Origin of the sequence: Pseudomonas sp. 10-1B (assembly GCF_000935045.1) — a bacterium.
Lineage (GTDB): Bacteria > Pseudomonadota > Gammaproteobacteria > Pseudomonadales > Pseudomonadaceae > Aquipseudomonas.
The window spans coordinates 311,283-323,417 of sequence record NZ_JYKS01000023.1 but is presented as its reverse complement, the minus strand read 5'-3'; the positions used below and the strand labels follow the sequence as shown (position 1 = coordinate 323,417).

Annotated in this window: 12 protein-coding genes; 4 read left to right on the top strand and 8 right to left on the bottom strand. The window is 63.3% G+C overall.

What is annotated here, in order from left to right:
- Positions 1 to 118 precede the first annotated feature (118 nt).
- The 5 genes from TZ03_RS14890 to TZ03_RS14870 form a co-directional block, all read right to left on the bottom strand.
- Positions 119 to 553 carry a cupin domain-containing protein gene (locus tag TZ03_RS14890; protein WP_051098766.1) on the bottom strand — a complete coding sequence of 145 codons (435 nt, stop codon included), beginning with the start codon at positions 551 to 553 and terminating at the stop codon, positions 119 to 121.
- Between the two features lie 100 nt (positions 554 to 653).
- The gene (locus TZ03_RS14885; RefSeq protein ID WP_051098774.1) at positions 654 to 1,559 is read right to left on the bottom strand and encodes a LysR family transcriptional regulator; all 906 of its coding nucleotides are present in this window, start codon (positions 1,557 to 1,559) and stop codon (positions 654 to 656) included.
- 58 nt (positions 1,560 to 1,617) lie between these two features.
- Complete coding sequence (gene trmA, locus TZ03_RS14880; RefSeq protein WP_051098765.1) at positions 1,618 to 2,703, bottom strand: tRNA (uridine(54)-C5)-methyltransferase TrmA; 1,086 nt, start codon at positions 2,701 to 2,703, stop codon at positions 1,618 to 1,620.
- On the bottom strand, positions 2,700 to 3,995 hold the full coding sequence (locus tag TZ03_RS14875) for an NCS2 family permease (RefSeq protein ID WP_051098764.1): 1,296 nt from the start codon (positions 3,993 to 3,995) through the stop codon (positions 2,700 to 2,702). The genes trmA and TZ03_RS14875 overlap by 4 nt, the downstream gene beginning before the upstream one ends.
- Before the next feature lie 281 nt (positions 3,996 to 4,276).
- Positions 4,277 to 5,497, bottom strand: a complete 1,221-nt coding sequence (locus tag TZ03_RS14870) for an MFS transporter (RefSeq protein WP_051098763.1) — start codon at positions 5,495 to 5,497, stop codon at positions 4,277 to 4,279.
- Between the two features lie 354 nt (positions 5,498 to 5,851).
- Here TZ03_RS14870 and TZ03_RS14865 point away from each other — a divergent pair, with 354 nt between their 5' ends.
- From TZ03_RS14865 to TZ03_RS14855, 3 genes are read left to right on the top strand one after another with little or no spacing between them, the layout of a single operon-like run.
- Positions 5,852 to 7,288 (top strand): cytochrome ubiquinol oxidase subunit I, encoded by a 1,437-nt coding sequence (locus TZ03_RS14865; RefSeq protein WP_051098762.1) that lies wholly within the window; start codon positions 5,852 to 5,854, stop codon positions 7,286 to 7,288.
- 3 nt (positions 7,289 to 7,291) lie between these two features.
- Entirely contained in the window at positions 7,292 to 8,299 is a 1,008-nt protein-coding gene (gene cydB / locus TZ03_RS14860) for a cytochrome d ubiquinol oxidase subunit II (protein WP_051098761.1), read from the top strand.
- A 9-nt stretch (positions 8,300 to 8,308) separates the two neighbouring features.
- Positions 8,309 to 8,464 carry a DUF2474 domain-containing protein gene (locus TZ03_RS14855; RefSeq protein ID WP_016713451.1) on the top strand — a complete coding sequence of 52 codons (156 nt, stop codon included), beginning with the start codon at positions 8,309 to 8,311 and terminating at the stop codon, positions 8,462 to 8,464.
- Positions 8,465 to 8,580: 116 nt separating this feature from the next.
- On the opposite strand, the gene TZ03_RS14850 is transcribed toward TZ03_RS14855, so the two are convergent.
- The gene (locus tag TZ03_RS14850; RefSeq protein WP_051098760.1) at positions 8,581 to 9,705 is read right to left on the bottom strand and encodes a methyltransferase; all 1,125 of its coding nucleotides are present in this window, start codon (positions 9,703 to 9,705) and stop codon (positions 8,581 to 8,583) included.
- Positions 9,706 to 9,801: 96 nt separating this feature from the next.
- Positions 9,802 to 10,509 carry an autoinducer binding domain-containing protein gene (locus tag TZ03_RS14845; protein WP_051098759.1) on the bottom strand — a complete coding sequence of 236 codons (708 nt, stop codon included), beginning with the start codon at positions 10,507 to 10,509 and terminating at the stop codon, positions 9,802 to 9,804.
- A gap of 208 nt (positions 10,510 to 10,717) precedes the next feature.
- Between TZ03_RS14845 and TZ03_RS14840 the strand changes: the two genes are divergently transcribed.
- Positions 10,718 to 11,494, top strand: coding sequence for a ferredoxin--NADP reductase (locus TZ03_RS14840; RefSeq protein ID WP_051098758.1), 777 nt, complete (start codon positions 10,718 to 10,720; stop codon positions 11,492 to 11,494).
- A gap of 145 nt (positions 11,495 to 11,639) precedes the next feature.
- Here the strand turns inward: TZ03_RS14840 and mscL are convergent, their stop codons facing one another.
- Entirely contained in the window at positions 11,640 to 12,059 is a 420-nt protein-coding gene (mscL, locus tag TZ03_RS14835) for a large-conductance mechanosensitive channel protein MscL (protein ID WP_051098757.1), read from the bottom strand.
- Between the last annotated feature and the right edge of the window lie 76 nt (positions 12,060 to 12,135).

The window sequence follows — 12,135 nt, the reverse complement described above, 5'->3', positions numbered from 1 at the left end:
GCAGCTTAAACTGTCCAACTTTTTGGGGGCAGTCCATCCTGTGGGAGCTGGCTTGCCGGCGATGGGCTGCCACCAAGGCTTAACTGACTGGCATTACGCCAGACGGCCCCTTTTCGTTTCAACTCTTGACCGGCTTCAGGTCGAACGCCCCGGCCTGATACTGGAACAGCAGGCAATCGGCAGCGGCCGTGCAGCCGCTCTCATGCACCAGGTCGGCGGGCAACTGGTAATAGGAGCCGGCCGAATACTCGCTGCGCTTGCCATCGATAACCGCGTAGAACGTGCCTTTGAGCACCAGGGTCGGCAGCACCTGGGTGTGCTGGTGCAGGCCGTTGTCGGTGCCTTTGCGGAATTTGACATAGGCCGAGTAGGGCCCCTTGCCGAAGATATCGCCCTCGACGTTGGCGTAGCTGATGGCGCCCTGGGTATTGGGTACATCCTGCCATTTCAAGGCGGCACTGTCGGTGACAGAGATGGCTTGTTCCGCCGCGTTGACGCTGAGGGTCAAGGTGCACAGCGATAACGTCGCGATGATTGCCTGAATTGCCTGCATGATGGAGCTCCTCGATGAGTGACAGTCACCCAGCCTATCTGAACCTCCATCACACAAATACGCGCCATGTGGGCCATGACTTGTGCCAATTCTGCACAAATTAGCTTGGCCACCTGTCTGTCGAGTAATAGGCCTGCACGTAATCGAGCAATGCCCTTACTTTCGGCGCCAGATAGCGGCTTTGTGGATAAACCGCGTACAGGCTGCGTGCGGGTAGCTTCCAGTGTTCCAGCACCGGCACCAAGCGCCCGTCCTGCAGGGCATCATGCACGATGAAACGGTCGAAACTGGCGATGCCCAGGGCGCCTATGGCGGCGGCGCGCAGGGCCATTGGCGAGTTGGCACTCAGGCGCCGGGGCATGAGGACGTCACGTTGCTCGCCGCAGGCGCTGGCCAGTTGCAGGCGCTGCGGGTGCAGCAGCCGGCTGTAGCCGAGCAGGGCGTGGCTGGCCAGGTCATCGGGCGTAACCGGGGTGCCGTGGCGTTCGAGATAACCCGGGGCGGCTACCAGCAGCACCTCGCTGCTTGCCAGCCGGGGCGCCACCAGGCTGGAGTCCGGTAACTGGTCGGTAACGCGCAGGCACACATCGATTTCCTCCTCCAGCAGGTCGACGAAGCGATCGCTGCAGTGCAGTTCGATCTGCAACAGTGGGTGACGCCCGACGAAGTCGGGCAGCCAGCGCCCCAGCTCCAGTTCCCCAAAGGCGGTAGCCACGCCCAGGCGCAAAGTGCCGGTGGGTTGTTGCTGATGCTCGGACAATTCCAGGGTCATCGCCTGCATCTGTTCGAGAATCTGCACGCAGTGGCGATAGAACAATGCCCCGGCCTCGGTCAGGTGCAGGCGGCGGGTGGTACGGGTGAGCAACTGGGCGCCGAGGTGGCGTTCCAGGTGCTTCACCTGTCGTGACAGCGCGGTATGCGAAACGCCCGCCTGACTGGCGGCGGCGCTGAAGCTGCCGAGGTCGACGACCCGGCGGAAGGTTTGCATGGCACTGAACTGGTCCACCGGCACAACTCTCCTGGCTGCGTGCGCTGGGGCCCGCGAGGCCCCGGCGCAGCAAAGATCAGCGCCGAACCAGCAGTACCCCGCTTTCCATATGATGGGTGTACGGGAACTGGTCGAACAGCGCGCAGCGTTCGATACGGTGGGTATCTTGCAACTGGGCGATGTTCTGCGCCAGCGTCTCGGGATTGCACGAGATGTACAGGATGCGCTCGAAGCGCCGGGTCAGCTCGCAGGTGTCCGGATCCATCCCCGCGCGCGGCGGGTCGACGAACACCGTGCCGAACTCATAGCTCTTCAGGTCGATGCCTTCCAGCCGACGGAACGGCCGCACCTCGTTCAGCGCCTGGGTCAGCTCTTCCGCCGACAGCCGCACCAGCCGCACGTTATCCACAGCGTTCTCGTCGAGGTTGCTCAGCGCGGCATTGACCGAAGTCTTGCTGATTTCGGTGGCCAGCACCTGGCGTACGCGGGTGGCCAGCGGCAGGGTGAAGTTACCGTTGCCGCAATACAGCTCCAGCAGGTCGTCCTCACGCTCGCCAATGGCCTCGAAGGCCCAGCTCAACATCTTCTGGTTCACCGCGCCATTGGGCTGGGTGAACGCGCCCTCCGGCTGACGGTAGCTGAACACGCGGCCAGCCACGTCGAGTTTTTCCACCGCGTAGTCGCGGCCGATCACCAGGCGCTTGCCCTTGGAGCGGCCGATGATGCTGACCCCTAGTTCCTCCGCCAGTTGCCGCGCGGCCACTTCCCAGGCCTCGTCCAGCGGGCGGTGATAGCACAGGGTGACCATGGCATCGCCGGCCAGGGTGGTGAGGAACTCCACCTGGAACAGGCGGTTGCCCAATTCCTCGCTGGCTTGCCAGGCCGCCTTCAGGCGCGGCATCAGCTCATTGATGCGCTGGCTGGCGATGGGGAAGTCGTCGATCAGGATCGCCTTGTGTTTCTCGCCCGGGGCGAACATGGCGTAGTGGCGCTGGCCATCTTCGCGCCACAGGCGGAACTCGGCGCGCAGGCGGTAATGCTCGCGCGGCGAATCGAAGACGGCCGGCTCCGGTGCGCCGAACGGTGCCAACAGTTCGCGCAGCCGGGCCACCTTGGCGTCCAGTTGGGTGGTGTAGGAGGAGGGGTCGAAAGCAGCACTCATGCGTTGAGCCAGCCCAGTTTGATGACGAACAGGATGGAAAGGATCACCAGCGCCGAATTCAGCTCGCGGTGGCGGCCAGAGATCAGCTTGATGGTGGTCCAGGCGATGAAGCCGAAGGCGATACCGTTGGCGATCGAGTAGGTCAGCGGCATGGCCAGGGCGGTTACCACCACTGGCGCGGCTTCGGTGACGTCGTCCCAGTTTATTTCCGCCAGGCCCGAGGCCATCAGCACCGCGATGAACAGCAGCGCGGGGGCGGTGGCGAAGGCCGGCACGCTACCGGCCAGTGGGGCGAAGAACAGTGCCAGCAGGAACAGCACGGCCACCACGATGGCGGTCAGGCCGGTACGGCCACCGGCGCTCACGCCAGCGGCGGATTCGATGTAGCTGGTGGTGGTCGAGGTGCCTAGCAGCGAACCGGCCATGGCCGCGGTGCTGTCGGCGATCAGGGCGCGGCCCATCTTCGGCATGTAACCGTCCTTGCCCATCAGCCCGGCGCGCTTGGCCACGGCGATCAGGGTGCCGGAGTTGTCGAACAGGTCGACGAACAGGAAGGCGAAGATCACGCTGACCAGGCCCACGTCCAGGGCGCCGGCGATGTCCAGTTGCAGGAAGGTCGGGGCCAGCGACGGCGGCATCGAGACGATGCCACCGAACGGCGTCACGCCCATCACGATCGAAGCGATGGTCACTGCCAGGATGCCGATCAGCACGGCGCCGCGCACTTTCAGCGATTCCAGGCCGACGATCAGGAAGAAGCCCAGTGTGGCGAGGACCGGCGCTGGCTGCTTGAGGTCGCCCAGGCCCACCAAGGTGGCCGGGTTATCGACGACGATGCCGGCGTTATGCAGGGCGATCAGTGCCAGGAACAGGCCGATTCCCGCGGCGATAGCCGAACGCAACGGCAGCGGGATGCTGTTCACGATCCATTCGCGGATGCGGAAGATCGACAGCAGGAAGAACATCACCGCCGACAGGAACACCGCACCCAGTGCCACCTGCCAGGTGTGGCCCATGTGCAGCACCACGGTGTAGGTGAAGAACGCGTTCAGGCCCATGCCCGGTGCCAGGGCGATCGGGTAGTTGGCGATCAGGCCCATGGTGGCGGAGCCTATGGCCGCCGCCAGGCAGGTGGCGACGAAGATCGCGCCCTTGTCCATGCCGGTCTCGCCGAGGATGCTCGGGTTGACGAACAGAATGTAGGCCATGGCCAGGAAGGTGGTGACGCCCGCGAGAATCTCGGTGCGCACATTGGTGTTGTGTGCTCTTAGTTGAAACAGCCTTTCCAGCATGCCCGCTCCCCAAGGCGCCCCCGGCGCCATGAATGTATCGACCCCATCAGCAAAGCACAGACCGTACCGGTTGCCGTGGTTTTGTGTGGGGCGGAAAAAAGCCGCGCATCATACCAGCATGCTTGGCGGGGGCCTATGACCATTGGGGAATGGGATTTTCTTGACCTGTGCTGGCCTCTTCGCGGGCACGCCCGCTCCCACAGGTACAGCGCAGGGCCTGACTGTGGCGCGGTCCCTGTGGGAGCGGGCGTGCCCGCGAAAGGGCCGGGACAGGCTATATCTCAACCGCTATGCAACCGATCCCGCTTGGCCAGGGTCGGGAACAGTTTTATCCACACCCCGGTCACCAGCAACGTGCCCACGCCACCCAGCACCACCGCCGGCACTGTGCCAAACCAGTGCGCTGTAACCCCCGATTCGAACTCGCCAAGCTGGTTCGAGGCACCAATGAACAACCCGTTCACCGCGCTCACCCGGCCACGCATCTCGTCCGGGGTCTCCAACTGCACGAATGAACTGCGGATGACCATGCTGATCATGTCCGCCGCACCCAGCACCACCAGCACCGCCAGCGAGAACCAGAACGAGGTCGACAGGCCGAAGGCGATGGTCGCCACGCCGAACACGCCAACCGCCGTGAACATGGTCCGCCCGACGTTACGCTCGAACGGGAAGCGCGCCAGCCACAGCGACATCAGCAATGCCCCAACCGCCGGTGCCGAACGCAGCAGGCCCAGGCCCAACGGGCCGGTCAGCAGGATGTCCTTGGCGAACACCGGCAGTAGCGCGGTGGCCCCGCCCAGTAGCACGGCGAACAGGTCCAGCGAGATGGCGCCGAGGATATCGGGCCGGCTGCGGATGAAGCGGATGCCGGCCAGCAGCGATTCGATGCTGGCGCGCCCGCGCTGGGCGACCTGGTCGCGCGCCTGCAGGCTCAGGGTGAGCACGCAGGCGATGGCGTACAGGGCCACGGTGGGGCCATACACCCAGATGCTGCCGAAGGCATACAGGAAGCCGCCCACCGCCGGCGCCACGATGGTCGCCGACTGGGTGGCCGACGCCGACGCCGCCACCGCCCGTGGGAACAGCCCGGCCGGCACCACGTTGGGCAGCAGCGCCTGGGTCGCCGGCATTTCGAACGAGCGCGTGGCACCGAGCAGGAAGGCGAGGGCGAAGATCAGCTCGCGGGTAACGTTGTCGGTGGCACTGCCCAGCGCCAGCGCCAGGGCAATCAGCCCCTGCAGGCTCTGGCACAGGGCAGCGACCTTGCGCCGGTCATAGCGGTCGGCGACATGCCCGGTGTGCAGCATGAACAGTACCCGTGGGGCGAACTCGACCAGGCCGACCAGGCCCAGGTCCAGCACATTGCCGGTCAACTGGTAGAGGTGCCAGCCAATGGCCACGGTGAGCATCTGGAAGCCGCTGGCGGTGAAGACGCGGGCCAGCCAGAAGGCCAGGAAAGGACGGTGGTGACGCAACAACTGCGGTGCGGAATCGGACATCGGAAACCAGGGGCCTCGGCGCAGTAGAGGGGCGCGCAGCGTATCATCTGTTTGTAACAAACGGTTACTGTTTGCCGGAGTGGGCACTTTTTCACATTTACCGAAAGGGGGTGGGGCAACCGGTCACGCGGCAATCAACCACACGGCCCGTCGGGCCATTCGGGACTATGCTTCCAAGCATTCGTTGACCTGGATCAATCGTTGCCTTTGCAACAACTGGCCAGCGAATAGGCCTCTGGGCCGGAATCCCTGCGATCGAACAGAACAATTCCAACGCGCCGCACTCGACTACCGTGGGGGCAGTGGGCGACGGGCCACAGGCCCGGACGCCGGATTATCTGAAGAGGAAGCACCATGTTCGGAATAGAGGCCTTAGAGCTCGCCCGAATGCAGTTTGCCTTTACCGTGTCGTTCCACATCCTGTTCCCGGCCATCACCATTGGCCTGGCGAGCTACCTGGCAGTCCTCGAAGGCCTCTGGCTGCGGACCAACAACCAGGTCTACCGTGACCTCTACCACTTCTGGTCGAAAATCTTCGCCGTCAACTTCGGCATGGGCGTGGTCTCCGGCCTGGTCATGGCCTACCAGTTCGGCACCAACTGGAGCCGCTTCTCCGACTTCGCCGGTGCCATCACCGGCCCGCTGCTCACCTACGAGGTGCTGACCGCCTTCTTCCTCGAGGCTGGTTTCCTGGGGGTCATGCTGTTCGGCTGGAACCGCGTCGGCCGCGGCCTGCACTTCTTCTCCACGGTGATGGTGGCGCTCGGCACACTGGTCTCGACCTTCTGGATTCTCGCCTCCAACAGCTGGATGCAAACCCCGCAAGGCCACGAGATCATCGATGGCCGGGTGGTGCCAGTGGATTGGCTGGCGGTGGTGTTCAACCCCTCGTTCCCCTACCGCCTGATGCACATGGCCACTGCCGCGTTCGTTTCCACCGCGTTCTTCGTCGGTGCCTCGGCGGCCTGGCATCTGCTGCGCGGGCGGGACAACCCGGCGGTGCGCAAGATGCTGTCGATGGCCATGTGGATGGCGCTGATCGTCGCCCCGATCCAGGCGGTGATCGGCGACTTCCATGGCCTCAACACACTCAAGCATCAGCCGGTGAAGATTGCCGCGATCGAAGGCCACTGGGAGAACGTGCCCGGCGAGCCGACCCCGCTGATTTTGTTCGGTATCCCCGACATGAAGGCCGAGACCACCCGCTTCAAGCTCGAGATCCCGGCGCTCGGCAGCCTGATCCTGACTCACAGCCTGGACAAGCAGGTACCGGCGATGAAGGAGTTCCCGCCCGAGGACCGGCCCAACTCGACCATCGTCTTCTGGTCGTTCCGGATCATGGTCGGGCTGGGTTTGCTGATGATCTTCGTCGGCCTGTGGAGCCTTTGGCTGCGTAAGCGCGGCACGCTCTACACCTCGCGCCCATTCCTGCATGTGGCCCTGTGGATGGGCCCTTCCGGGCTGATCGCGCTGCTGGCTGGCTGGTTCACCACCGAAATCGGCCGTCAGCCCTGGGTGGTTTATGGCTTGATGCGCACGGCGGATGGTGTGTCCAACCACAGCTACGCCCAGCTCGGCTTCACCCTTGTGGCCTTCGTGGTGGTGTATTTCGCCCTGTTCGGCACTGGCCTTGGCTACATGATGCGCCTGGTGCGCAAAGGGCCGCAGACCGGCGAGGGTGACGAGCACAACCCCGGTGGCCCCGGCCAGAAACGCACGCCGGCGCGGCCGCTGTCCGCCGCCGATGATGGCCATGAGGCCAACACCGCCAGCCTGAGCAAGGGGGACTGAGCCATGGGTATCGACCTTCCGCTGATCTGGGCCGTGATCATCATCTTCGGCGTCATGATGTACGTGGTGATGGATGGTTTCGACTTGGGCATCGGCATGCTCTTCCCGTTCGTCAAGGGCGAGCATGACCGCGATGTGATGATGAACACCGTCGCCCCCGTGTGGGACGGTAATGAAACCTGGCTGGTGCTGGGTGGTGCCGGGCTGTTCGGGGCGTTCCCGATGGCCTACGCGGTGGTGCTCGAAGCCTTGTACCTGCCACTGATCCTGATGCTGATCGGGCTGATCTTCCGCGGCGTGGCCTTCGAGTTCCGCTTCAAGGCCAAGGCCGACAAGCGGCATATCTGGAACAAGGCGTTCATCTGGGGTTCGCTGATCGCCACCTTCTTCCAGGGCGTGGCTCTGGGTGCCTTCCTGGAGGGCTTCAAGGTGGTCGACCGGCATTTCGCCGGTGGCACCCTCGACTGGCTGACCCCGTTCAGCGTGTTCTGCGGCTTGGGGCTGATCGTTGCCTACACGCTGTTGGGTTGTACCTGGCTGATCATGAAGACCGAAGGCGCGCTGCAGCAGAAGATGCATGACATCGCCCGGCCGCTGGCGCTGGTGCTGCTGGTGGTGATCGGTATCGTCAGCCTGTGGACACCGATCGCCTATCCGCAGATCGCCGACCGCTGGTTCAGCATGCCTAACCTGGTCTGGTTCATGCCGGTGCCGATCCTGGTGCTGGTGACCTTCTACGGGCTGCTCAAGGCGGTGGCGCGCCATGCCCACTACACGCCGTTCCTGCTCACCCTGGTGCTGATCTTCCTTGGCTACAGCGGCCTGGGTATCAGCCTGTGGCCGAACATCATCCCGCCGTCGATCTCGATCTGGGATGCCGCTGCGCCACCACAGAGCCAAGGCTTCATGCTGGTGGGCACACTGTTCATCCTGCCGTTCATCCTCATGTACACCTTCTGGAGCTACTACGTGTTCCGCGGCAAGGTGACCCACGACGACGGCTATCACTAGGAGGGCCGAATGATGACGGGCAAGCATGGCTTGGAAGAGAAGAAGCCACTGTGGCAGCGGCTGGGCTGGCTGCTGCTGATCTGGGCGATGAGCGTCGCGGCGCTGGGTGTGGCGGCTTGGGTGATGCGCTTGTTCATGGGGGCTGCGGGGTTGACCACCCATTGAGGTAAGCCTGTTCTGGCCCTATCGCCGGCAAGCCAGCTCCCACAGGTACTGCACAGGATTCGGGCACTGTGGTTACCTGTGGGAGCTGGCTTGCCGGCGATAGGGCCGGTACAGGTTTACTTGCGGGCTTTCAGGATAACGAACTTGGGCGTAGCCGCCACCTGCTCCACACCACGGAACAACCGCGCCAGCTTGCTGTGATAGCCCAGGTGCCGGTTGCCCACGATATAAAGCGCCCCACCCACCACCAGCGCCTCACGCGCCTGCTGGAACATGCGCCAGGCGAGAAAGTCGCCCACCACCTGCTGCTGGTGGAACGGCGGGTTGCACAGCACCACGTCCAGCGACTGTTTCTCCACCCCTGCCAGGCCATCGGCCGCCAGAAGTGTCGCCGGGCGATCGCCCAACGCAGCCTGCCAGTTCTCCCGCGCCGATTGCACCGCCATGTACGACTCGTCGACCAGGGTGTACTCGGCATCCGGGTTGGCCAGGGCGCTGGCAATCGCCAGCACGCCGTTGCCACAACCCAGGTCCGCTACCCGCGCACGGCCCAGCTCGCGTGGCAGGTGCGGGAGGAACGCCCGGGTACCGATATCCAGGCCTTCACGGCAGAACACGTTGGCGTGGTTGACCAGTTCCAGTGCCGGTGCGTCGAGGCGGTAACGGCTAGGGTAGGGCGAGCGGGCGAGCGGCCGTTCGGCCACTGTCGCCGTCAACAAACGGGCCTTTTTCTGTGCCAGCGAAGCCTGTACCGGGCCGATGTACTTTTCCATCAGGTCACCGGCGGCCCGTGGCAGGTGCTTGATCATCGCCCCGGCAATCACCTGTGCACCGGGCGCCAGCTGGCCCTGCAGGCGGATCAGCTGCTCTTCGAGCAGGGCCAGGGTCTTTGGCACGCGTACCAGTACTCGGTCGAACGGCCCTTGCCAGTGTTCGCTGGCCGGCACGAACGGCACGCTGTCGAATGGCAAGCCATTGCGCGCCAGGTTCTTCTCCAGGCCCAGGTGCGCCAGGTGCGAATCGCCGCTGCTGACCACCTGCAGCCTGCCCGCCAGGCTGGCGGCCAGGGCGCCGAAGCTGTCATTGAGCACCAGTACCCGGCAGTTGGCGTCGGGTGCCTGTTCGTGCAACTGCGCGAGCAGGTACTCGTCGGCGGCATCGAAAGCTTGCAGCGGGTCATTGGCCTGCTCCGGCTGGCGGATCAAGTCGAGTTCGGCGTAGGGGGTGGTCAACAGGGGCATGGCGTCTGGCTCGGGTATGAATCTGCCCGTTGCGGTTCGCTCCGGGCTTTGCCGGGCGATTCTACAGGGCTTTGCCCAAGGTCGCAGGCTTGCCTGTCAGAGCCAGCCACGCATGGCGGCGATGGCGATGGCGCCGACCTTGTTGGCGGCGTTGGTCTTGTTGATCACGCTGCGGATGTGGAAGTTCACCGTGCTTTGCGACAGTGACAGGATGCAGGCGACGTCGGCGGCGGTCTTGCCGGCAGCCGACCATTTCAGCACTTCCAGCTCTCGCTCGCTCATTTTCGGCTGCGGCGGGTGTAGCGCATTCAGGTGGTATTCGCCGAGTACTGAATGCAGGGTGTAGCACAGCCACAGCACCCTGCCGGCCTTGTCGTAGAGTTCGGTCGTGTCGATTTCGCCGACGGGCCTGGCCACGCTGATCTGGCTCTCGTTATGCTGCAGGTCGTGCAACGATTGCGTCCAGCCATAGCGCAGGCCATGTCGGCAGGCGGCTTCACGAAACTGCGGGGCATCGCGATACAATTCGTCGGTCCACAGCACCGGCCTGGTCGAACTGTGGCTCACATTGGCGGCCGGGTCCTGCTTGTAGAACTCATCGCGCTGATAGCACTCGATCCACTCGTTCGGGTAATTGCTGTAGAGGTACAGCTGGGGTGTCTGCGTGGCGATCTGGATGCGAATCTTGAGCCCCAGGTAATGCATGCCCAAGTCCTGCGCCAGGTGCACTGCGATATCGAACATCTTCTTTGGGCTGCGTTCGTTGGCGAACGCATGAAGATGCTCGGGTTTCCACTGAAGCATCTGAAACCCTCCTTGGTGGAATCCAACCCATTTAGATACGCAGGTGATTGTAGGAAAGGACCTACCGTGTTGCTGGGATTTTTTGTTACAGCGATCAGGTTTTTCTGCGACTTCGGTAGAGGCGCCTTTGCTGAGGCCCTACAAAGCAATGGTTTTTATCCAGGCCACTTTGCGCGACACTGTGCGCACGCCAACCCTGGAGCCCGATATGACCGCTAGCGCCGAAAAGTTCACCCGCCAGACTCTGCTCGATGTTCAGCCGCTGACGCCGAACCTCTTCAGCCTGCGGGTTACGCGCGATGCGGGGTTCCGCTTCCGTTCCGGCCAGTTCGCCCGCCTGGGCGTGACCAAGGCCGATGGCAGCGTGGTGTGGCGTGCCTATTCCATGGTCAGCGCGCCACATGACGAGCACCTCGACTTCTTCTCCATCGTGGTCCCAGGTGGTGAGTTCACCAGTGAGCTGAGCCGGCTGGGTGCGGGCGATACCCTGTTGATCGACCGCCAGGCCTTCGGCTTCCTCACCCTCGACCGTTTCGTCGGTGGTCGCGACCTGTGGCTGCTGGCCACCGGCACTGGCATTGCGCCATTTATGTCGATCCTGCAGGACTTCGAGGCCTGGGAGCGCTTCGACCACATCAAGCTGGTGTATTCGGTGCGCGAAGCGAAGGAACTGGCCTATGTGGATGAAATCGCCGGGCTGGAGCAGCGCGACTACCTGGCTGAATTCGCCGGCAAGTTGCAGTTCATCCCGGTGGTGACCCGTGAGCGACACCCAGGGGCGTTGAATGCACGCATTACCACGCTGATCGAGAATGGCGAGCTGGAGAAGGCGGCGGGGTTGGAACTGTCGCCAGAGCATTCGCGGGTGATGCTGTGCGGTAATCCGGAAATGATCGACGAGACGCGCAAGGTGCTGAAGGCGCGTGACCTGCAATTGAGCTTGAGCAAGCGGCCGGGGCAGGTGGCTGTGGAGAATTACTGGTAGCTGCAAGCTGCAAGCTGCAAGCTGCAAGCTGCAAGCTGCAAGCTGCAAGCTGCAAGCTGCAAGCTACAAGCTACAAGAAAAAGCAGCCCAATCACCTATCCGCTTTTTCTTGCAGCTTGCAGCTTGCAGCTTGCAGCTCAGCCCCTCAAGGCAACCGATTCTGGTTCTGCGCCTTGAGCAAATCGCGAATCTCGCTCAGCAAGGTCTCTTCGGCAGAAGGCACCGGCGGCGCAGTCGGCGCCACGGCTTCTTCGCGCTTCAGGCGGTTGATCACCTTCACCCCCATGAAGATGGCAAAGGCCACGATCACGAAGTCGATCACGGTCTGGATGAACTTGCCATACGCCAGCACCACCGCGGGCACATCACCTTCGGCAGCCTTCAGGGTAATGGCCAGGTCGCTGAAGTCCACACCACCGATAAGCAGGCCCAGTGGCGGCATTATCACATCACCGACGAAGGACGAGACGATCTTGCCGAAGGCCGCGCCGATGATGATACCGACCGCCATGTCGACGACATTGCCTTTGACCGCGAAGGCCTTGAACTCACTGATCATGCCCATGTTTGGTTCCTTGTAACAAAAGGTAAGGTTAACGCAGTGTAATCCACTAAAACGCTTCATGCGCTGTGTTCAGGGC